Origin of the sequence: Flavobacterium johnsoniae (assembly GCF_030388325.1) — a bacterium.
Lineage (GTDB): Bacteria > Bacteroidota > Bacteroidia > Flavobacteriales > Flavobacteriaceae > Flavobacterium > Flavobacterium johnsoniae_C.
The window spans coordinates 2,016,279-2,038,229 of the sequence record NZ_CP103794.1; the positions used below are offsets into that span (position 1 = coordinate 2,016,279).

Below are 21,951 nucleotides of genomic sequence, written 5' to 3' on the forward strand. Positions count from 1 at the left end.
ACAAAAAAAGCTCCAGATTTCTCTGAAGCTTTATTTGTAGCGGGAACAGGACTCGAACCTGTGACCTTCGGGTTATGAGCCCGACGAGCTGCCTACTGCTCTATCCCGCGATGTTTCGGGTGCAAAGATACGTCGATTTTTTAGATTTCCAACGAAAACTTAAAAAAATGTTTTATTTTCTGTATTAACTTGATATGACTACCTTTGCAAAATAAATAAAACAAAAAATGTCACATAAAGCAGGTTTCGTAAACATTATCGGAAATCCAAATGTTGGAAAATCAACATTGATGAACGCTTTCGTAGGAGAGCGATTGTCTATTATTACATCAAAAGCACAAACTACACGTCATAGAATTTTAGGAATTGTAAACGGAGAAGACTTTCAATTGGTTTTGTCTGATACTCCTGGAATTATTAAACCTGCTTACGAAATGCAGGAATCGATGATGAACTTTGTAAAATCGGCTTTTGAAGATGCTGATATTTTAGTTTATATGGTCGAAATAGGAGAACAGAATCTTAAAGACGAAGATTTCTTTAAGAAAATCATTCATGCTAAAATACCTGTTTTATTACTTCTAAATAAAATCGATAATTCTAATCAAGAACAATTAGAAGAGCAGGTTTCTTTTTGGAAAGAGAAAGTTCCTAATGCAGAGATTTTCCCGATTTCGGCTTTGCAAAACTTCAACGTTCCAGAAGTTTTTGGAAGAATTATAGAATTACTACCAGAATCTCCGGCATATTATCCAAAAGATCAATTAACAGACAAGCCAGAGCGTTTCTTTGTTAACGAAACGATCCGTGAGAAAATCTTATTGAATTACGCTAAAGAAATTCCATACGCAGTAGAAATCGTAACAGAAGAGTTTATTGAAACAGATCAAATTATCAGAATTCGTTCGGTAATTATGGTAGAGCGCGATACGCAAAAAGGAATTATTATCGGACATAAAGGTGCAGCTTTAAAGAAAGTCGGAACCGATGCCCGCGCCGATTTAGAGAAATTCTTCGGAAAACAAATTCACATAGAACTTTATGTAAAAGTGAACAAAAACTGGAGAAGCAACGCTAATATGTTGAAAAGATTTGGGTATAATCAATAAAGGTTTAATTGTTTCAAGTTTCAGGTTTCAAGTTAAACGTCAGGTATAAACCTGAAATCTGAAACCTGAAACTTGAAACAAAAAATAATAAAATCTTAGGTACTTAGAAACTTAGCGTCTCAGCAACTTTTTTTAACTACCTTTGCAAAAAATTTAAATAAAGCATTTTGGATTACAAGTGATTAGATTTTTAGGAAGCTAAGAATCTGAAATCTAAAGTCTAAAATCAAAAAATCAATAAAATGAGTAATAACATTGTTGCGATAGTAGGAAGACCTAATGTAGGGAAATCAACCCTGTTTAATAGGCTGATACAAAGAAGAGAAGCTATTGTAGATTCAGTATCTGGGGTTACCCGTGATAGAAACTATGGTAAAAGCGAGTGGAACGGAAAAGAGTTTTCTGTCATTGATACAGGTGGATACGTGCGCGGAAGCGATGACGTATTTGAAGGTGAAATCCGTAAACAAGTAGAACTTGCTATCGACGAAGCCGATGTTATTATTTTTGTGGTTGATGTTGAAGAAGGAATTACACCAATGGATGAAACCGTTGCAAAATTACTTCGTAAAGTAACAAAACCAGTTTTATTGGCTGTAAATAAGGTTGATAATGCAATGCGTGAGAAAGATGCAATTGAGTTTTATAATCTTGGTTTAGGAGATTATTACACTTTTGCAAGTATTTCTGGAAGTGGAACTGGAGATTTATTAGATGCTTTAATTGATGCTTTCCCAGAAAAACCAGAAGTTGAGGTTAAAGAAGATTTACCTCGTTTTGCTGTGGTAGGTCGTCCGAATGCTGGAAAATCAAGCTTTATCAATGCTTTAATTGGTAAAGAACGTTATATAGTTACCGATATTGCTGGAACAACGCGTGACGCAATTGATACTAAATTTGATCGTTTTGGTTTCGAATTTAACTTGGTAGATACGGCTGGAATTCGTCGTAAGGCTAAAGTAAAAGAAGATTTAGAATTTTATTCTGTAATGCGCTCTGTACGTGCAATTGAGCATGCCGATATTTGTATTTTGGTTATCGATGCAACTCGTGGATTTGAAGGTCAAGATCAGAGTATTTTCTGGTTGGCTGAGAAAAACCGCAAAGGTGTTGTAATCTTAGTAAACAAATGGGATTTGGTAGAAAAAGATACCATGTCTACACGCGATTACGAAGAGAAAATCAAAAAAGAATTGATGCCTTTTACCGATGTGCCAATTTTGTTCGTTTCTGCTTTGACAAAACAACGTTTATTAAAAGCATTGGAAGCTACAGTTCAAGTTTTCGAAAACAGAAAACAAAGAATCGCAACTTCAAAATTTAACGAATATATGTTGAAAGTTATTGAAGCTTATCCGCCGCCAGCAACAAAAGGAAAATACGTAAAGATTAAATATTGTATGCAATTACCAACTCAAACGCCTCAGTTTGTGTTTTTTGCTAACTTGCCTCAATACGTAAAAGAACCTTACAAAAGATATTTAGAAAATAAAATTAGAGAAAATTGGGATTTTGCAGGAGTTCCAATTGATATTTATATCAGAGAAAAATAAAATAAAAATAGCAGAAAAAGTCCCCATAAATAGGGGACTTTTTTGTTTTTTGTGTCTATGTAATTATGAGATCAATTTTTTATTGGCATTATATTTGAATAAATGTAAAAAATACAATTAAACCTTTTGCAATTATTTAAGTCTTACTGATCTAACTAACCTAATTTTATGACCAAAATTTATTCATTTTTATTGTTTTTAGCTTTTGCGTACTCGGCAAATGCCCAGAATAATATCGTTATTAAAGGAACAGTGGTTGACATCAACACACAGCTTCCTCTTGAACTTGCCACCGTTTATTTTACAACCGTAAAAGATTCAACAATGATTGAATATGCTACAACGGATAAAAACGGGAATTTTATTATCAATACTAAAAAGTATGAAAAACCAGTCTTCTTAAAAGTCAATTACACAGGATATCAGGCTTATTTTGAAGAACAAAAAGGACTTACAGAAAGTAAAGACTTCGGGAAAATATATATGATTGAAAATGCAAATGTTCTAAATGAAGTTATAGTAAAATCGGAAGCTCCGCCAATTACAATCAAAAAAGATACTTTAGAATTTAATGCACCTTCATATAAAGTTCGCCCAGATGCGAATGTTGAAACTTTATTAAAGCAACTACCAGGATTTGATGTTGATAATTCTGGAAAAATCACAGTAAATGGTCGAGAAGTCAATCAAGTTTTGGTTAACGGAAAAGCATTTTTTGATAAAGATGGAGCAATTGCGATTAAAAATCTTCCGGCTGATATTATAAAGAAAGTTCAGGTTTCTGATTTTAAAACAAAAAAAGAAGAGCTAGCAAAACAAGAATCGACTTCAGATTATTCGAGTATAAATATCACAATTGACGAAAAGAAAAATAAAGGATATTTTGGAAAAGTGCTCGGCGGATATGGTTCAGACGAACATTATGAAAGCAGTTTGATGATGAACTTTTTTAAAAATAAACAAAAAATCAGCGTTTTAGCTTCTTCAAATAATATCAACTCGACAGGTTTTTCTATGGATGAGGTTTTTGATAATATGGGAGGCGGAAGAAATTCAAAAGGAGGTCAAGGCGCAGGAAATGGCGGAAAAGGAATTACGCAATCGACTTTGGCTGGAATTAATTATTCTGACGACTGGACGAAAGATTTGGAGTTTATGAGCAGTTATAATTTTACAAATGCCGTAACTAAAAATGATAGTAAATCGAATCAAGTTAGTTTTTTGCCAACAGGAAATATTGTAACAGAAGCTGATTCTAAAACTAAAAATGAAAATACGGGAAACAATGCCAATTTTCAGTTAGAATACAAAATAGATCCTACTATGCGTCTTGTTGTGGCTCCAAATTTAAATCAGTCTAATTCGACAAATAATAATTCTTCGTTTACTTCTTCAGTAGATGAAAATGGTGAAGCGCTAAACGAAAGTACATCAACTTCTCATACAAAAGGATCTAATACCAATTTTTCGAACAGTATTAATTTCAATAAAGTATTCGAAAAAAAGTCACGAAATCTGAGCATTGTTTTTAATAACAATAACTCTAAAAATGACTCGAACGGGATTAATATTTCTGAAACTATCTTTCACCAAGATGGAAAACCGAATGATGAAAGAAATCAGAACGCAAAAAACAATTCAAAAAGTGATTCTTACGCAATTGATTTAGAATATACAGAGCCAATTACAGATTCGCTTCGTGTTCGTTTTGGAACTGATTTTAACTGGCAAAATTCTGTAAATGATCAAAAAACATTTGATTATGATGAAACTACAGATCAATATTCTGATTTGAATTTATCATTGACAAATTATACTTCATCAAAACAAAATTCGATTACGCCTAAGGTTGGAGTTACTTTGCAGAAAAATAAATTTACGCTTAATTTAAATTCTAGAACTTCAATTGTAGAATTTGATAATCATTCTTTTTATCTAAATCAAGTGACAGATTTGAATAAAAGATATATGCTTCCGTATGGAAATGCTCAATTAAGATATAAATTTAATCGTTCGAAAAATTTGACTTTTAAATATGACTATTCTAATGCGCTTCCGTCAGCAACGCAATTAATGCCAGTTGCCAATTTAAACAATCCATTAAATAGTGTAATTGGAAACCCAGATTTAAATCCGATCGAGAAAAATAGTGCGAGTGTAGATTTTAAAAATTTTGATTTTAGATCTCGTTCTGGTTACAGCGTTTATTTGAGAGGAGATTATTATAATAATGATGTGGTTTCGACTTCAATTTATGATGATAGCGGAAAACGAAATACAACTTACGTGAATATTTCTGGAACTTATTCTGCTTCGATTGGAGGAAACTGGAATCAGCAAATTAAAAAAGATGCTCATACATTAAGATATGGTTTGCGTTTGAGCGGTAATTATAATTTTGATAAAGGATTTACAAATGCCGTTTTATACAATGCAAAATCTATCGTAGTTACGCCAAGTGTATATGCTTCTTATGATTATGGAGAAGTGCTTTCGATTGCGCCATCGTATAGTTTGTCTTACAATGAAACAAAATATGAAAACTCTTCGCGAGATGCAACTTCCAATGTAATTCATAGGATTAATTTACAAACAACTTCGTATTGGCCAGCTAATTTGATTTTTGGAAATGATTTTGGATATACTTATAATTCAAATATTTCAGATGATTTTAAAAAGGACTTTTTCCTTTGGAATACTAGTTTGTCTTATGGTTTTATGGATAAAAAATTATATGCTAAAGTGAAAGTGTATGATGTTTTAAACCAAAATCAAAGTGCTACAAGAACTATTTCGTCAACTTCTATTCGTGACGAAGAAAATACGGTTTTAAAGCGTTACGTAATGTTTTCTTTAGCTTACAAAATCGGAAACTTTTCTGAAGGGAAAAAGGCAAGAAGACAGAGAGGATCGTGATTTTTGAGGTTCTGAGGTTTTGAGGTTCAAAGGAACAAAGTTAAAAAAAACGGCAAATCAATTTTGATTTGCCGTTTTTTTATAGAGAAATCTAAAATTTAAAATCTAAAATTTAAAATCTAAAATTTCCGATTAATTCTATGATAAACAGTAAATCTAATAATATCACGATCATAGAAATCTACACCGCTGGAACGCCTTTGGAAATTCTTTAAATATCCCAATTCTAAACCAATATTTGGATTAAAATGATAACGCAAAGCAACATAAAAGCGATTTTGGTCGAAAGTATTGTTGCGGTTATCTTTTCCTTGATTAAATAAAATTTCATCAGAAATAGTTCCTTTTACACTTCGTTTTTCTTTTTCCCAAATCGTAAACATAGATTGCAAGCGATATCTAAATCGAAAAGCAAAAGAAAATTCATTTAAAAGTCCAGTTTTATCTGCTTTTTGAATAAAACGTTCTTCTACTTGAAAACGGTTATGGAAAGTAATCTTTGCAATATCATTAATAAAAGTTAGATCTTGCTGTGCTCGATATTCGGGAACAGAGAAATCAGGATCTACTTTTTCGCTCTGAGTATTGACATGAAAATAAGCAAAACCAGCGCCAAAATCCATTATTTGGTTGGCACGATAGCGCGCTTGCGATCTTATTACAAAAAGATTCTCATGAACAGGATTTACAAAACTTCGATTGTCAAATTCAGAATGAATAGCCCATTTTTCAGATAATGGAAAAATATTATAGTATCGAATCCAAGTTAAAGTTTGTTGGTCGATATTCTTTTGATTTTGCCCATTAATAAATTGGCAAGAAAGAATTATAATAAAAAGTAGCCTACAAGAAATTTTCAATTGCGATAAATTCAAGCTGCGAATTTATGTAAATGATCTTATTTCTGTTCATCTAAAAATTTGTTTTGAAATCTTTTTTGTGATTTGAACAAAAAAAACGAGATGCATTTTAAAAATGCATCTCGTTTAATACTAAACTAATTAACCGCTTACAATGAATACTTAAGCGTAACACCGTAAGTTCTTTGATCACCTAATACACCAGCATATTGTCCTGTATTTCCTCCTGCAGGCAATAATTGCTCATAGTAATCTTTATTTAAAAGGTTGCGTCCCCAGAAGTGAATAGATAAACCTTGTGATGCACGGAAACCTAAACGAGCATTGAAAATCGCGTAACCTTGAACAACTAAGTATTTAGAAGCTGAAGGGCTTGAAGAAAATTCAGAACGAGCGTAAGAATCAAGAGCTAAGAAAATTTTCCCTGCATTTCCAAAGAATTTAGCACGATCAGAAAGTTCTCCTCCTAAAGATCCTGCCCATCTTGAAGCGCCTGGCAAAGCAGATCCAGAAACATCTTTAAAAGATACTGGCGCTCCAGTTTCTTCTAATGGAAGCGGTGCATTTGTAAATTTCACATACTTGCCATCTGTGTAAGTTGCTGCTCCATTTATTGTTAAGTGCTCGCTGAACACAAAACTTGCATCTAATTCTACACCTCTTACACGAACTTTATCTGCATTTGCAAGATAACCTCTATTTACTCCTAATTCAGCTGCCTGAACATTTGTTTGGAAATCTTTAATATCTGTGTTGAAGAAAGCTATATTCAAAATTGAATTTTTGAACGGAGAAGTTTTTACTCCAAATTCATAATGATACACTTTTTCTGGTTTGATAACCGCAAGATCTAATAACGGTTGTCCAGCAGAATTTGTTGGAAGACCAGCAACGTTTACACCAACTGGTTTGTAACTTTTTGCAAAAGTTCCGTAAGCATTGATTTTATCTGAAGCCTTAAATGTAACTGTAATATTTCCAGAAAAATCCGTGTTATCAATTGCTGAATCAAACGCTTGATCAGAGTAAACTGATTTTTTCAAAGCCAATAATGCAGGATCGGTTGTCTGTAAACCTCCATACGTTGTACGAGCATAATGGGCATCTTTTTTATCAAAGTTATATCTTAAACCTGGTAAAACGTGAAGACGGTCTGTAACAGCCCAATCAATTTGTCCAAATACTGCAGCACTAGAAGCTCTAATTCTCGCATCTGTTTTGATTCCGTAACCTTCAAAAAGTCCTGGAGTTTTCCATAAAGCACTTGTAGAACTTTGAGCAAATCTCCACTGTGCGTTTCCAGACTCTTCTGTACCGTCAGTTTGAGAAGTTTGATCGATAAAGAATACACCAGCCACACCGCTAATTTTTGATGTTAATTGTCCAGCGTAACGAATCTCTTGAGTAATTTGAGTTTGTCTTGTTGGGTTTTGAGATTTAGCCAAAACCTGTAATCCTGTAAAATCTCTATCATTTGATGGATCCCAGTTCCAGAATCTCCATGCAGTTGTAGAAGTCAATGTTCCTCCACCAATTTTAGTGTCAACATTTAAAGAGAAACCTCCCATATCTTGATTAGAGCGCCAAGGCGTGTCATGATCTATTTTACGATCAAAAGCATTTAAGCTTGGCAATTGATAATTTAAATCAGCAATAATAGCATTAAATTGACGGTACGCCGCTCTTTGTGTTGGAGCTACACCCGCAACAACTTGCGCGTATCCATCAGGGCGCTGTGTTGTAATATCTGCCGCAAAAATAACATTTGTATTTACGGTTGGAGTCCAAAGTAATTGACCTCTAATTCCCTGATTGTTTAAAGTATTTGTAGGTCTTCCTGTTGCAACATTATCAACTAAACCATCTCTTGAAGTTCCAGAAAAAGAAATTCTTCCGGCAACTTTATTCCCTAAAGCGCCAGTTAAAGAAGCTTTAGCTTGCAAGAAAGAATAATTTCCGTAGCTCACTTCAAAGTCTGCGCCTGAAGTAAAACTTGGTTTACGAGTTGTAATATTAAATGCCCCAGAAGTTGTGTTTTTTCCGAATAAAGAACCTTGCGGACCACGTAGAACCTCAATTTGTTCTACATCAATAAAATCTAGTGTTGTAGCAGCCGGACGTGCGTAGTAAACTCCGTCAACATAGAATCCAACACCTGGATCAATTCCATCATTTGTTAATCCGAAAGGAGAACCTAAACTACGAATATTGATTCCAGTATTTCTTGGGTTAGATGAATATAATTGTACAGAAGGAACTAATTCTTTAATACGGTTAACGTTAAAAGCTCCAGTTTGTTCTGCTTGTTTTCCTGTAATAACAGAAATCGCAATTGGCACATCTTGTACTTTTTCGATACGACGTCTAGAAGAAACTACCACTTCAACAAGTTCATTTTCTTCTTTAAGCGCAACCTGAATTGGATTTACTGGTATCGAAGTTAAATCTAGTTCAACTGTTTTGTATCCAACATACTGAATTAAAAGAGTTAATGGCAATCTTCCTTTAGAGTCGATAACAAATTTACCGCTATTGTCTGTAATTGCGCTGTTGGTTGTTCCTTTAATTACTACGTTTACAGCTTCTAGAGGTGTGTTTTCTGTTGTTGTTACTACACCTTCAATGCTTTGTGCAAATGAGATAGAAAAGGTTAAAAAGAATAATATTGTAAGTATATTTTGTATTGATGCTTTCATTTTTATATTAAGTATATGTGATTAGTAGAGTTTAAAAGAAAAAAAAATATTTTTTTAAATCAGCACATACACATCATAGATGAATTTCGTATTACAGAAGCGGAGAGTCTTCTTTGTTTGTTTTGCAAAATTTTTGATACACTTGATCGACTAAAATGTACTTTCATGTTAAAACTTTTGTAAATGGTTAGTTAATTATTTTTCTGCAAATATATATAATTAATTCTATCGATTTACTAGGGATTAGAAAATATTTTTTTATTTATTCACAAGTGAAGCTATTGTGATGCCTTCCATTGCCTTCAAAGTTTTGTCTCTAATTAGCATCAAACCGTGACGTAGACTGCATTCAGACTCGGTTTTGCAATCGGAGCAAGGCTCATAAAAATTTAAAGAAGCACACGGCAAAAGTGCAATTGCACCGTCAAATAATCGGTGAATTTCTGCCAAAGTAATGTCATTTTTGGATTTTATCAGATAATAACCGCCAAATTTTCCTTGTTTGCTGCTCACAAAACGACCGCGTTTTAGATCTAATAAAATTTGCTCTAAAAACTTTTTAGGAATATTAGCTCCTTCAGCAATTTCCACCGTTCTGGAAATGTGATTTTCGTCTTGTTCTGCTAAATAAAGTAAGGCCTTAAGGGCGTATTTTGCTTTATGTGATAACATCTATATTAAATTGTAAAATGTAAATGTATGATATTTTAGTCTTGAAACCTAAAACTTGAAACGTGAAACAGAGAAAACTTTAAACAAAAGAATGTTTACCAGCTTCCGCTAGATCCACCGCCAGAGAATCCTCCGCCGCCAAAACCACCGCCGAAGCCTCCGCCTCCGCCAAAACCTCCTCCAGATGATCCGCCACCGAAACCTCCAAATCCGCCTCCGCCGCTTCTTCCCAGATTACTCAGAATAATAACATCAAGAAGACTTGGGCCGCCGCCTCCGTTGTTGCCAGAATTGCCACCTCCGCCTCTTTTATTTCGAGAAAGTAGTATTAAAACAATTACGACAATCACTATGAAAGGAAGTATAGGGAAATCTTTTTGTTTGGTTTGTTTGCGTTCGCCTTTAAATTTTCCTTTAAAAACATCAATTATTGCGTCAGTTCCTTTGTCAAGACCATTATAGTAACTTCCAGCTTTGAATTCTGGTATAATAATATTTCGGATAATTGTTCCGCCAATTCCAGCTGTCAAACGATCTTCAACCCCATATCCTGGATTGATCGCGATTTTTCTTTCGTTTTTAGCCAATAAAATGATTACACCATTATCGTCTTCTTTGGTTCCGCCAATTCCCCATGTTTGTCCCCATTTTGTAGCCAACTGACTTACATCTTCGCCTTTTAAGCTTTCTATAGTAATGACTACAATTTGCGTTGTGGTAGAATCAGAATAACGAATTAGTTTTTCTTCGAGTTGTGTTTTTTCAGATGCGCTTAAAACATTGGCATAATCATAAACTGAAGTTTGTTTGCTGGGAACTTTCGGAATCTCAAATTGTGCAAAAATAGTATTGCAGATAAAAAATGCGATAAATAAGAAAGCAAACTGAAAAATTCTATTAGAGTTTAGAATTTTATTTTTGGAATTTTTCATCATTTATCCTTTTGAGATTTCGTTAGATAGTTCGTTAGTATCATCTTCCAGAGATGGAAAATATTTTTTGAGTTGTTGTCCAGCATTTAGAATGCCATCAACAATTCCTTGTTTAAAATTTCCAGATTTAAAATGGTTGGTCATAACATCTTTGGTACAATCCCAAAAGTCATCAGACACCAAATCGTTAATTCCTTTATCGCCACAAATCACGAAGTTTTTATCTTCAACTGCAAAATAGAGTAGAACGCCATTTTGTAATTTGGTTTCATCCATTCGTAATTCATGAAAAACTTCTAAAGCTCTATCATAATGAGCTTTAGAAGATGATTTTTCTATATGAACTCTAATTTCGCCAGAAGTATTATTTTCGGCCATACGAATAGCTTCAACAATTTCTTGCTCTTCTTCTTTGGTTAAAAAATCTTCTACTTTTGACATTTGAATGATTTTAGAGTTTAGATTGTAGATTTTAGAATTTTACTTCAACAGGTTTGTCAGCTCCTTCAACTGCATTGAAATACGCTTTTTCTTTAAAGCCAAACATACCTGCAAACATACTATTTGGGAATGTTTTAATGTGGTTGTTGTAAGGCGCTACAGCTTCGTTAAAACGAGTTCTTGCAGTCAAAATTTGATTTTCTGTGCTAGCCAATTCGTCTTGTAATTTTAAGAAGTTTTCGTTAGCTTTTAATGTAGGATATTGTTCTACAGAAACCAATAGTCTTGATAAAGAAGAAGATACACCGCTTTGGGCTTTGTTGAATTCAGCTAATTGTTCTGGTGTAATGTTAGATGGATCTACAGTTACGCTTGTTGCTTTTGCACGAGCTTCGATAACAGCCGTTAAAGTTGATTTTTCGAAATCAGCAGCACCTTTTACAGTGTTTACTAAATTTCCGATAAGGTCATTACGTCTTTGGTAAGCTGTTTGAACATTTCCCCAAGATTGTTCTACAGTTTGATTTAATGTTACTGCAGTGTTGTTAATTCCTTTAACCCAGCTGTAAATTCCAATAATAACAACTACGGCGATAATCCAAGGTAAGAATTTTTTCATGATTATTGATTTTAGTTTATTTCTAGTTTTAATTACAATTCGTTTTTAATGTCATTCAATTGCGTTTTTATCGACTCTAATTTACGTATTATTTCGAATTTATCTAACGTTTTCTTCTGACCTTCTTTTAAGTGTATTTTAGCGCCATCAAGCGTAAAACCTCTCTCTTTTACCAGATGATAAATCAATTGCAAATTGGTAATATCTTCTGGTGTGAACATTCTGTTTCCTTTTGCATTTTTTTTGGGTTTTAGAATGTCAAATTCGCTGTCCCAAAATCGTATCAAAGAGGCATTGACATTAAAAGCTTTGGCTACTTCGCCAATGCTGTAATATCTTTTGTCTTTAGAAAGTTCAATATGCATGATTTGTTTTTTACTATTTTATTTCAAAAATACTATTTTTTTGGAATATTAATCTAATGATTGATTTTCTTGGTTAGCCATTTGCGAAATCGCTACATATTCTACAGCCGAAATATTTCCGTAGTAAAAATTCAACGGATTAACCACTTTTCCATCTTTATGAACTTCATAATGACAATGCGGACCTTCAGATCTTCCGGTGCTTCCGACAAAACCAATCACATCGCCACGTTTTACGTGCTGTCCCGGGCGACAGTTGTATTTGCTCAAATGCGCGTACAGACTTTCATATCCAAAACCATGCCTGATCACAATATGATTTCCGTAACCAGAAGCCGTATTATCAGCTCTTTCTACCACTCCATCTCCAGTCGCATAAATTGGAGCGCCCGTATTAGCGGTGAAATCCATACCGTTATGCATTTTTCTCACTTTCGTGAAAGGATCGATTCTATATCCAAAACCTGACGCAACACGTTTCAAATTTTCATTTTGAACTGGCTGAATGGCAGGAATTGCCAACAATAAATTTTCTTTTGCTCCAGCTAATTTCAAAATTTCATCTAAAGATTGAGATTGAATTGCCAATTGTTTAGCCAATTTATCTACTCTTTTAGTCGTATTCAAAACCAATTGCGAATTATTGTAACCTTCTAATGCTTTATATTTTTCAGAATTTCTAAAACCTGCTTTTCTGATAGAATCCGGAATTTCGGCTTTATTAAAATAAACACGATATATATTATTGTCACGTTCTTCTAATGCATCGGCTGCTTCATCAATTTCATCCAGTTTTTTATTCAAAATGGCATATTGGATTTTTAGATTTTCAATTTCACGAGCTTGCAAACGATCTTTTGGTGTTTCAAAATAAGGCGTATTTATTAATAGAACGAAAACTAAAAAGCCAAACAGTGCCGAAGCCATTAAAAACAATAATGCGTAACCAATTTTTATTCTTTTTCTGGTTTTTATTTTTGTATAAGCCAGATTTTCTGAGTCGTAATAATATTTTACTTTCGCCATATTTTAAAATACGCTATTTTTGCAGCTTGTAAAATCAATTAGTCGAACAAAGCAGTAAAATGTTTCAGCAGTTCGACGATTTTTTTACAAGAATTAATGATTAGATATTGGGGCTATTTTATCATTAGATAATGCGCAAAATAGGCAATTTATTGTTTATAATATAAGTTTTTTGATTTCATTATAAAAAACTTAACGCATCATCAAATGAATAAATTATCTAATGGTCTAATTTTCAAATTGACACAATAAACAGACACATTTTCTAATTTAAATATGAAATCACAAGACGTACGTAAACAATTTTTAGATTTTTTTGAGAGTAAAGGACATACAATTGTTCCTTCAGCTCCTATTGTACTTAAAGACGATCCGACCCTAATGTTCAATAACTCGGGAATGGCCCAGTTTAAAGAATTTTTCTTAGGTAACGGAACTCCAAAAAGTCCAAGAATAGCCGATACGCAAAAATGTCTTCGTGTTTCAGGAAAACATAATGATCTTGAAGAGGTTGGTATTGATACGTACCACCATACTATGTTTGAGATGTTAGGAAACTGGTCTTTTGGCGATTATTTCAAAAAAGAAGCAATTAACTGGGCTTGGGAATTATTGACAGAAGTGTATAAAATCCCTAAAGAAAATCTTTATGTTTCTGTTTTTGAAGGAAGTAAAGAAGATAATGTTCCGTTTGACCAAGAAGCTTGGGATATCTGGAAAACATTAATCGACGAAGACAGAATTATTTTAGGAAATAAAAAAGATAATTTCTGGGAAATGGGAGATCAAGGACCATGTGGACCTTGTTCTGAAATTCACGTTGATTTACGTTCTGAAGAAGAAAAAGCATTAGTTTCTGGAAAAAGCTTAGTAAATAATGATCACCCGCAGGTAGTTGAAATCTGGAATAACGTATTCATGGAATTCAACCGTAAAGCAGATGGTTCTCTAGAAAAACTTCCTGCGCAGCACGTAGATACCGGAATGGGATTTGAGCGTTTGTGTATGGCATTGCAAGGAAAAACATCAAATTATGATACTGATGTTTTTATGCCATTAATTAGAGAAATCGAAACCATTACTGGAGCAAAATATACAACTAATGACGTAACAGGCATTAGTGAAGAACAAAGTAAAATGAATATTGCTATTCGTGTAGTTGCAGATCACGTTCGTGCGGTAGCATTTGCTATTGCTGATGGACAATTGCCTTCTAATACGGGTGCAGGATATGTAATTCGTAGAATTTTACGTCGTGCTATTCGATACGGATTTACTTTCTTAGGAACAAAAGAGCCATTTATTTTTAAATTGGTTGAAACTTTAAGCGAACAAATGGGAGATTCTTTCCCAGAAATCAGAACGCAGAAAGCGCTTTGTTCAAATGTTATTCGCGAAGAAGAAAATTCATTCTTAAAAACATTAGATCAAGGTTTAGTCCTTTTAGATGCTGTAATTTTAAACAATACAGGAGATACTGTTGATGGTAAAAAGGCATTTGAATTGTATGATACTTATGGTTTTCCAATCGATTTAACAGCTTTAATTCTTTCAGAAAAAGGATTGAAACTTGATGAAGCTGGATTCCAAGAACAATTGCAATTGCAAAAAGAAAGATCTCGTGCAGCATCAAAAGTAACGGCTGGAGACTGGAATGTAATTGTGGAAGATGATATTCAGGAATTTGTTGGATACGACAGATTATCTCACCAAGTAAAAATCACGAAATACAGAAGAGTAGAAAGTGCAAAAGATGGTGAAATTTTCCAATTGGTTTTCAATGCAACTCCTTTCTACGGAGAAAGCGGAGGACAAACAGGAGATAAAGGATATTTAGAAGCTCAAAACGGTGATATTGTTTATATTATCGATACGAAAAAAGAAAATAACCAAACGATACATTTGGCAAAATCGTTACCAGAAAATCTTACCGGAACTTTTAATGCTGTTGTTGATGCTTTACAAAGAGCTAAAACTTCTTCAAACCACTCGGCTACACACTTGTTACACCAAGGTTTGCGTAAAATTTTAGGAACTCACATTGAACAAAAAGGTTCGATGGTAAGAAATGCTTCTTTACGTTTTGACTTTTCTCATTTTGCTAAAGTTTCTGATGAAGAATTACTAGAAGTTGAAAACTTTGTAAATGCAAGAATTCGTGAGAGTTTGCCATTAATTGAAAAAAGAGCTATTCCAAAAGAACAAGCTCTTGAAGATGGAGCAATTGCTTTATTTGGAGAGAAATATGGAGATTTGGTCCGTACCATTAAATTCGGTGATTCTGTCGAATTATGCGGAGGAACTCACGTTGCCAATACATCTGATATCTGGCATTTTAAAATTGTTTCTGAAGGCGCAGTTGCGGCTGGAATTAGAAGGATCGAAGCTATTACAAGTGAAGCTGCAAAAGAATATTTTGAGTCTCAAGCAGTTTCTTTAACTGAAATTAAAGAAGCGCTTAAAAATGCTCAAGATCCAGTAAAATCGATTTTAGCTTTACAAGACGAAAACGCTCAGTTGAAAAAACAATTGGAAGCTTTATTGAAAGATAAAGCTAAAAATATGAAAGCTGATTTAGCGAAAGAATTACAAGAAATCAATGGAGTTCAATTTTTAGCAAAACAAGTAGATTTAAATCAGGAAGGAGCAAAAGATTTGGCTTACGAATTGGGTAATTCATACAACAATCTTTTTGTAGTTTTCGCTACAGCTCATGAAGGTAAACCAATGTTAACGTGCTATATCTCTAAAGAAATTGTAGCAGAGAAAAACCTAAACGCTGGACAAGTTGTTCGCGAATTAGGAAAATATATCCAAGGTGGAGGAGGAGGTCAACCTTTCTTCGCAACTGCAGGAGGTAAAAATGTTGACGGAATTGCTGAGGCTTTGGCTAAAGCAGTGGATTTTGTGAAGTAAGCTTTTTTTAATCTCGCAAAGACGCAGAGTCGCAAAGTTTATTTTTTTAAGCTTTGCGACTTTTTTTTTGCTTTAATTTAATTGCTAAGATTTTGTTTTTGATTTTGAAAATGTTTTTAATCTCGCAAAGACGCAGAGTCGAAAAGTTTTTTAAGTTTTATTTTTTGTAAGTTTATACTTTAAATTTTAAAAAATGACTGAGAATGAAATTTCAGCTGTTGTGGTCGATGTTTGTTATAAAATACATGTAAAATTAGGGCCTGGTTTATTAGAATCTGTTTATGAAGCGATTCTACATCATGAATTAACTAAAAGAGGATTGAGCGTAGAAAGACAAAAGACGTTTCCTGTAATTTGGGATCAAATAAATCTGGACATTGGATTTAGAGCAGATTTAATTGTTGAAAATAAGGTGATTTTGGAAATTAAGTCTATCGAACAATTGACAGATGTTCATGCAAAACAAGTTCTGACGTATCTTAAAATCACAAAGATGAAATTAGGATTACTGATAAATTTCAATGTACCAATTATCAAATTTGGAATAAAAAGGGTAGTTTCAAATCTTTAGTAAAATACTTAAAAACTTAAACAAAAAACAGAGTCGCAAAGCTTAAAAAAATAAACTTTGCGACTCTGCGACTTTGCGAGATTCTTTACCCGCAACTATTTTCTTTCCCCAATCTGCTGGCGCCACATTGCGTAATAAAGCCCTTTTTCAACAATCAAATCTTCATGTTTACCTTGCTCAATGATTTTACCTTGTTCTAAAACAAAAATTCTATCGGCGTGCATTACAGTTGATAAACGGTGCGCAATTAAAACTGTAATTCTGTTTTTATCAGATATATTTCTGATAGTTGCATTAATTTCTTCTTCAGTAATTGAATCCAAAGCAGAAGTTGCTTCATCAAAAATCAATAAATTCGGATTTCTCAAGATTGCTCTTGCAATAGATAAACGTTGTTTTTCTCCACCAGAAACTTTAATTCCTCCTTCACCAATTGTTGTGTTTAAACCATCTTCGGCACGTCTCAGGAGTTTATCGCAACTTGCACGTTTTAGAGCATCGTATAAATCTTCGTCGGTTGCGTTTGGTTTTACGAATAATAAGTTTTCTCGAATCGTTCCAGAAAATAATTGAGCGTCTTGCGTTACAAATCCTAATTGTTTTCTTAAATCTAATAAATCAATATCTGTAGAATCTATATCATTGTAGAAAACTTGTCCTTCTTGTGGAGAATATAATCCGACTAATAATTTTACTAAAGTGGTTTTTCCAGATCCAGACGGACCAACAAATGCAACGGTTTGTCCTTGTTTAATTTCGAAATTGATATTTTCGACTGCTTTAAATTTAGCCGTTTTATGTTGAAAACTAACATTTTCAAAAAATAATTTCTGAATTGCACCAACATGTTTTGGCGTTTTTGGACGAAATTCTTTTGGAGCGTTTAATAAGTTTTTAAAGTTTTCCATAGAAACTTTTGTTTCATTCAAAGCAATGATAAAGTTTCCTAATTCTTGTAAAGGTCCAAAAATGAAGAAAGTAAAAAATACCATTGTCAATAAATCTCCCACAATGATTTTTCCTCCAAAAAGGAAATAATACAAAGCAAAAACAACACAAGTTCTTAAAAAGTGAACTGTTGTTCCTTGAATAAAACTCAAACTTCTGATAAAACGAATTTTCTCCAATTCTAATTGAAGAATTTTAAACGTATTTAAGTTCAAACGTTTTTCTTCTTGATACGTTAAACCAAGACTTTTTACTAATTCGATGTTTCTTAAACTTTCAGTTGTAGAACCCGCAAGCGCATTGGTTTGATTGACAATTTTTCTAGAAACGATTTTAATCTTTTTACCTAAATACAAACTCACTAAAGCAATAATTGGTGCTGTAATTAAAAAGATAATCGAGATTCTCAAATCAATTCTGGCAACGTAAACGATTACGAATATAAAACCGATAATGGTTTGAAAAATTAACGAAATAGAAAGTGTGATTAATTTTTCAGAATCAATTCTAACTTTTGTCAGTTTGCTTAAAGTTTCACCGCTTCTCTGATCTTCAAATTCTGCAAAAGGAAGATCAAGTGATTTTTTTATTCCGTCAGTATACATTTGAGCGCCAGTTCTCTGAATGACAACGTTGGTAAAATAATCCTGAAAGTTTTTTGTAATTCTCGAAACCATTGCAGCAGCAAGAGAAAGTCCAAGCCAGAAAGACAATGATTTAATAAAACCCATTTCGTTTCCTTTATATTTTGCAAGACCAACTCCGCAATCCTGCATCAATTTTCCGGTAATTACTGAGTCTGATAAGCTGAAACAAATGTTGATTGAAGCCATAATCAAAGCAAAAAACAAAAGCATTTTATGTTTGATGATGTAAGTATATAATAATTTCATAGGTAATTTAAAAAAATGGAAGATGCAAAAGTAAGGAATTGTTTTAGTTTCTGAAGTTCATTTTTGTTATTAAAAATGTAATTTTTATAAGCGTGGAAAATAATGGTTTTGAATTGGATTAATTTCAATTCAAAATTTGTTAGTCATATTCAAAAAATTACATATTTGAGTATTAGAAACATCGAAAAAACAATTAGAAAAACCTCTATAGCTTTTTACTAATTTCCTAATTTAGAAGACCATTTCACAATTCCATTATAAATTAATTGAAGATCTCCATCGTCTTTTAAATGTAAGGTTGCGCCTGGATAACCGGTTGTATTAGAAGTCCAAATTATTTGTTCGGGAGCGTTAAAACCAGAAGCATGTCCTTTAATAACCAAATTTCCGTCAGATAGTAAAAAACATGAAGGGCGATAATAGTATTTTGGATTTCCTGCCTGCCAAGTTATTGTATCATTTTCAAGATTTTTAATGCTTAATATTCCAGAATCGAATTGTAAAACAAATAAACCATTTGAAGATTTGATGGCTTTTGTCCAAGGAATAAAATCTATTCTTTCTCCAGATTCTACAACAGACCGAATCGGAAAAGGATACCATTCATTAATCGATTTTATATCAATAATTGATAAATCAGTCATTTCGTTTACAGCAATTCCATTAGTTGTAAGCGCTGCAGGAACATAATAATGCATGATAGAAAGCGGATCATATTGACTGTAATTAGTTGATTCAGGACTTTTTATTACAAACTCATCAACTTCTTCTTTAGACCAGCCATTTAAATCATTATAATATTTGTAAACTTTTGGTAAGTCCCAACTTATGGTTGCCGCTGGACTTGAATTTTCATGAATAAGGCCTAACGCATGTCCGAATTCGTGTAAAATTGTTCTTCTTATCGAAGCTTCGTTTGCGGCTGTAAGAGGTCCTAATCGCATAGATTGTTCGTTGGTATTGCCATAAGCAGATTTCATTCCTAAAACAGACCACGCTCCATAATTTCCTACATTAAAACCTATTCTAATATCGGCATATTCATTTTGGGCAACATACTCAAATTTTAGATTTGCATATTTTGTCCATTCACCAGCAATTCTTTTTACTTTTCCTTGAGCATCAGCGTCTCCGTCTAAAAATTTAATTTTAATGGTTTGTCCAGGTTGCCATCTTGGCCAATTTATAATTGCTGCATTTGGTTTGGTAACAGGATCAGATTTAAATTCAATAAAATTAAAACTGCAAAATGATATTTCATCATCATTAGAAATTTGGCTTTCTTCATTATTACATGAAAGAATTAGAAAAAATGAAGAAAAAATACACCATTTAATAACTTTTTGCATATTTATTTTTTTAGAAATGCAAAGTTAAAATAAGGACAAATATTTTTTTTGATTGCATTCTAATTGTGTCTTATAATGTTGTAAATATGTCTTTTAGAGGAAAACGAAACTTAGAATAGTTTGATGTTTTTGCTTTGAAAAGCCTTTAAAAGTTTTTTTTATATTAAAATAAGGTAAGATTTTATTGCTTTTTTAGATAGGTTTGATTTATTTTGAAATAACAAATCAAATCTTAACTTCATTTAAAATTGAAAAAAATACTAGCCATTTTTACTGTATTGTCTTTAATTGCAAGTTCTTGTACTAGCGAAGAAAATAGTAATTCTGAAGACAAATCGATATTGCCAAAAACAATTTCTTATGTATATCCTAATATATATTTAGGTACAAATACGAAAAGCACATTGAGCTATGATGGAAATAGAATTGTTAGCAGTATTGACGAAAATTCAAAAACTATTTTTACCTATACCGGAGATGTTATAACCAAACAAGAAGTGTTTGATGTTGATCTGCAAGGCAAAGAAACGAAAACAGATGAAGCAATTTATACCTACGAAAACGGAAAATTAAAAACTAGAATTTTCAAAGAAGGTATTTCTTCTCAATATGCAGATGGAGAATATATCCAAAAGGCGGTTTATACTCATTCTTCTAACGGAACAATTTCATATATTAATTATCGAGTAGATAAGATTACGAAAGTAGAAACTAAAGATAGTGAAGGTGTTTTAACATATGAAAATGGTAATCTTGTGAAACATAAAATAGGAAACACAACTTATGTTTATGAATATGATGCAAAAAATAATCCGCTTAAAAATGTTTTGGGCTTCAATTTGCTTCTAAATGAAATTAGCGAAATCGGTAAAAATAATGCGGTAAAAACTACTTTCAGCTCATCTCAGAATTCTAATACGGCTACTTATTTGACAAGCTATATTTATAACGATAAAGATTATCCAACAAAACAGACTTCTTACAGCAGCGGAACATCAATAGAATACGAAATTGAATATACATATTGATTTGAGAATTCATAAAAACCAAATACTTTCTGTATTTGGTTTTTTTATTGGTTAAAATTGATGAAATTCGTGTTTAAATTATAAAACATGCAATTCAGAACTCAAATACCAATTTCAAAAAGTAATAATCCGATTGATTATAATTCGAAAATACTTTCTGTTGGTTCTTGTTTTGCAGAAAATATGGCGGAGAAATTCGATTATTTTAAATTTCAAAACGAAACCAATCCGTTTGGAATTATTTTTAATCCAGTTTCTATCGAAAAATTATTTAGCAGAGTTTGCAAACTAGAAATGTTTGAAGAAAAAGACGTTTTTTTTCATAGCGAGCGTTGGCATAGTTTTGAAGTTCATTCTGATTTAAGTAATTCAGATAGACAAGAATTGCTAGAAACATTAAATAAAGCAGTTTCAGAAACCTACAAACAATTAAAAGAAGCAACTCACATAATTATCACTTTGGGAACTTCTTGGATTTACAGAAATACAGAAAGCGAAGAAATTGTTGCGAATTGCCATAAAGTACCTCAAAAACAATTTTCAAAAGAATTATTATCGGTCGAAACGATTCAAAAAAGCATTCAAAATACAGTTGATTTAATTCAAAATTTAAATCCGAATGCCAATTTTATTTTCACGATTTCGCCAGTTCGTCATATAAAAGATGGTTTCGTAGAAAATCAATTAAGCAAATCTCATTTATTTACGGCGCTGCATCAAGTTTTAAAAATTAATAATTCACAATCTACAATTCACAATTATTTTCCGTCATACGAAATAATGATGGATGAACTTCGCGATTATCGTTTTTACGGAGGAGATATGCTGCACCCAAATCAAATTGCAATAGATTATATATGGAAACTTTTCAGTGAAAATTATATTTCTCAAGAAAGTTTTTCAATCATGCAGGAAGTTGATGAAATCCAGAAAAGTCTTCGTCATAGAAGTTTCAATCCAGAATCAGAACAGCATCAAAAATTCTTGACAAAACTCCAGCAGAAAATTAATCTTTTAGGAGATAAATTACCGAATATAAAATTCTGAGAAAAGTAAT

Annotated in this window: 17 protein-coding genes and 1 tRNA gene; 7 read left to right on the plus strand and 11 right to left on the minus strand. The window is 32.7% G+C overall.

Annotated elements, in window-relative coordinates; translation table 11 throughout:
- Nucleotides 1-37: 37 nt before the first annotated feature.
- A tRNA-Met gene (locus NYQ10_RS08935) sits at nucleotides 38-110 on the minus strand.
- 117 nt (nucleotides 111-227) lie between these two features.
- Here NYQ10_RS08935 and era point away from each other — a divergent pair.
- The 3 genes from era (at nucleotide 228) to NYQ10_RS08950 (ending at nucleotide 5,578) form a co-directional block, all read left to right on the plus strand.
- On the plus strand, nucleotides 228-1,109 hold the full coding sequence (era, locus tag NYQ10_RS08940; RefSeq protein WP_289880105.1) for a GTPase Era: 882 nt from the start codon (nucleotides 228-230) through the stop codon (nucleotides 1,107-1,109).
- 242 nt (nucleotides 1,110-1,351) lie between these two features.
- Nucleotides 1,352-2,662: a ribosome biogenesis GTPase Der gene (der, locus tag NYQ10_RS08945; protein WP_289880107.1), complete on the plus strand. Its 1,311-nt coding sequence runs from the start codon at nucleotides 1,352-1,354 to the stop codon at nucleotides 2,660-2,662.
- A gap of 168 nt (nucleotides 2,663-2,830) precedes the next feature.
- Complete coding sequence (locus NYQ10_RS08950) at nucleotides 2,831-5,578, plus strand: outer membrane beta-barrel protein (RefSeq protein ID WP_289880109.1); 2,748 nt, start codon at nucleotides 2,831-2,833, stop codon at nucleotides 5,576-5,578.
- A gap of 119 nt (nucleotides 5,579-5,697) precedes the next feature.
- Here the strand turns inward: NYQ10_RS08950 and NYQ10_RS08955 are convergent, their stop codons facing one another.
- The 8 genes from NYQ10_RS08955 to NYQ10_RS08990 all read right to left on the minus strand — a co-directional run bounded on the left by NYQ10_RS08955 (nucleotide 5,698) and on the right by NYQ10_RS08990 (nucleotide 13,189).
- Nucleotides 5,698-6,438: a DUF2490 domain-containing protein gene (locus NYQ10_RS08955; RefSeq protein ID WP_289880111.1), complete on the minus strand. Its 741-nt coding sequence runs from the start codon at nucleotides 6,436-6,438 to the stop codon at nucleotides 5,698-5,700.
- A 149-nt stretch (nucleotides 6,439-6,587) separates the two neighbouring features.
- Nucleotides 6,588-9,134 (minus strand): TonB-dependent receptor, encoded by a 2,547-nt coding sequence (locus tag NYQ10_RS08960; protein WP_289880113.1) that lies wholly within the window; start codon nucleotides 9,132-9,134, stop codon nucleotides 6,588-6,590.
- A gap of 258 nt (nucleotides 9,135-9,392) precedes the next feature.
- A complete protein-coding gene (locus NYQ10_RS08965; RefSeq protein WP_276174991.1) occupies nucleotides 9,393-9,806 on the minus strand; it encodes an RrF2 family transcriptional regulator in 414 nt (137 codons plus the stop codon).
- 95 nt (nucleotides 9,807-9,901) lie between these two features.
- On the minus strand, nucleotides 9,902-10,738 hold the full coding sequence (locus tag NYQ10_RS08970) for a TPM domain-containing protein (protein WP_289880115.1): 837 nt from the start codon (nucleotides 10,736-10,738) through the stop codon (nucleotides 9,902-9,904).
- A gap of 3 nt (nucleotides 10,739-10,741) precedes the next feature.
- Nucleotides 10,742-11,179 (minus strand): TPM domain-containing protein, encoded by a 438-nt coding sequence (locus NYQ10_RS08975; protein ID WP_289880116.1) that lies wholly within the window; start codon nucleotides 11,177-11,179, stop codon nucleotides 10,742-10,744.
- Nucleotides 11,180-11,210: 31 nt separating this feature from the next.
- Nucleotides 11,211-11,798 (minus strand): LemA family protein, encoded by a 588-nt coding sequence (locus NYQ10_RS08980; protein WP_289880118.1) that lies wholly within the window; start codon nucleotides 11,796-11,798, stop codon nucleotides 11,211-11,213.
- Between the two features lie 32 nt (nucleotides 11,799-11,830).
- The gene (locus NYQ10_RS08985) at nucleotides 11,831-12,163 is read right to left on the minus strand and encodes a MerR family transcriptional regulator (RefSeq protein WP_125722513.1); all 333 of its coding nucleotides are present in this window, start codon (nucleotides 12,161-12,163) and stop codon (nucleotides 11,831-11,833) included.
- Nucleotides 12,164-12,211: 48 nt separating this feature from the next.
- The gene (locus NYQ10_RS08990; protein WP_289880121.1) at nucleotides 12,212-13,189 is read right to left on the minus strand and encodes a M23 family metallopeptidase; all 978 of its coding nucleotides are present in this window, start codon (nucleotides 13,187-13,189) and stop codon (nucleotides 12,212-12,214) included.
- A gap of 276 nt (nucleotides 13,190-13,465) precedes the next feature.
- Between NYQ10_RS08990 and alaS the strand changes: the two genes are divergently transcribed.
- Complete coding sequence (gene alaS, locus NYQ10_RS08995) at nucleotides 13,466-16,105, plus strand: alanine--tRNA ligase (RefSeq protein ID WP_289880122.1); 2,640 nt, start codon at nucleotides 13,466-13,468, stop codon at nucleotides 16,103-16,105.
- Nucleotides 16,106-16,298: 193 nt separating this feature from the next.
- Nucleotides 16,299-16,676, plus strand: a complete 378-nt coding sequence (locus tag NYQ10_RS09000; RefSeq protein ID WP_289880123.1) for a GxxExxY protein — start codon at nucleotides 16,299-16,301, stop codon at nucleotides 16,674-16,676.
- 95 nt (nucleotides 16,677-16,771) lie between these two features.
- Here the strand turns inward: NYQ10_RS09000 and NYQ10_RS09005 are convergent, their stop codons facing one another.
- Both NYQ10_RS09005 and NYQ10_RS09010 read right to left on the minus strand, forming a co-directional pair.
- Nucleotides 16,772-18,517, minus strand: coding sequence for an ABC transporter ATP-binding protein (locus NYQ10_RS09005; RefSeq protein WP_289880125.1), 1,746 nt, complete (start codon nucleotides 18,515-18,517; stop codon nucleotides 16,772-16,774).
- 218 nt (nucleotides 18,518-18,735) lie between these two features.
- Nucleotides 18,736-19,866: a matrixin family metalloprotease gene (locus NYQ10_RS09010; protein WP_289880127.1), complete on the minus strand. Its 1,131-nt coding sequence runs from the start codon at nucleotides 19,864-19,866 to the stop codon at nucleotides 18,736-18,738.
- A gap of 248 nt (nucleotides 19,867-20,114) precedes the next feature.
- On the opposite strand from NYQ10_RS09010, the gene NYQ10_RS09015 reads away from it, so the two are divergent.
- Complete coding sequence (locus NYQ10_RS09015; RefSeq protein ID WP_289880129.1) at nucleotides 20,115-20,894, plus strand: hypothetical protein; 780 nt, start codon at nucleotides 20,115-20,117, stop codon at nucleotides 20,892-20,894.
- Between the two features lie 87 nt (nucleotides 20,895-20,981).
- On the plus strand, nucleotides 20,982-21,941 hold the full coding sequence (locus tag NYQ10_RS09020) for a GSCFA domain-containing protein (RefSeq protein ID WP_289880130.1): 960 nt from the start codon (nucleotides 20,982-20,984) through the stop codon (nucleotides 21,939-21,941).
- Nucleotides 21,942-21,951 lie beyond the last annotated feature (10 nt).

Bases quoted from the DNA above. Each gene is read 5' to 3' on its own strand.
- era (WP_289880105.1), top strand. From the start codon at position 228: ATGTCACATAAAGCAGGTTTCGTAAACATTATCGGAAATCCAAATGTT.
- der (WP_289880107.1), top strand. From the start codon at position 1,352: ATGAGTAATAACATTGTTGCGATAGTAGGAAGACCTAATGTAGGGAAA.
- NYQ10_RS08950 (WP_289880109.1), top strand. From the start codon at position 2,831: ATGACCAAAATTTATTCATTTTTATTGTTTTTAGCTTTTGCGTACTCG.
- NYQ10_RS08960 (WP_289880113.1), bottom strand. From the start codon at position 9,134: ATGAAAGCATCAATACAAAATATACTTACAATATTATTCTTTTTAACC.
- NYQ10_RS08965 (WP_276174991.1), bottom strand. From the start codon at position 9,806: ATGTTATCACATAAAGCAAAATACGCCCTTAAGGCCTTACTTTATTTA.
- NYQ10_RS08970 (WP_289880115.1), bottom strand. From the start codon at position 10,738: ATGAAAAATTCCAAAAATAAAATTCTAAACTCTAATAGAATTTTTCAG.
- NYQ10_RS08975 (WP_289880116.1), bottom strand. From the start codon at position 11,179: ATGTCAAAAGTAGAAGATTTTTTAACCAAAGAAGAAGAGCAAGAAATT.
- NYQ10_RS08980 (WP_289880118.1), bottom strand. From the start codon at position 11,798: ATGAAAAAATTCTTACCTTGGATTATCGCCGTAGTTGTTATTATTGGA.
- NYQ10_RS08985 (WP_125722513.1), bottom strand. From the start codon at position 12,163: ATGCATATTGAACTTTCTAAAGACAAAAGATATTACAGCATTGGCGAA.
- NYQ10_RS08990 (WP_289880121.1), bottom strand. From the start codon at position 13,189: ATGGCGAAAGTAAAATATTATTACGACTCAGAAAATCTGGCTTATACA.
- alaS (WP_289880122.1), top strand. From the start codon at position 13,466: ATGAAATCACAAGACGTACGTAAACAATTTTTAGATTTTTTTGAGAGT.
- NYQ10_RS09000 (WP_289880123.1), top strand. From the start codon at position 16,299: ATGACTGAGAATGAAATTTCAGCTGTTGTGGTCGATGTTTGTTATAAA.
- NYQ10_RS09005 (WP_289880125.1), bottom strand. From the start codon at position 18,517: ATGAAATTATTATATACTTACATCATCAAACATAAAATGCTTTTGTTT.
- NYQ10_RS09010 (WP_289880127.1), bottom strand. From the start codon at position 19,866: ATGCAAAAAGTTATTAAATGGTGTATTTTTTCTTCATTTTTTCTAATT.
- NYQ10_RS09020 (WP_289880130.1), top strand. From the start codon at position 20,982: ATGCAATTCAGAACTCAAATACCAATTTCAAAAAGTAATAATCCGATT.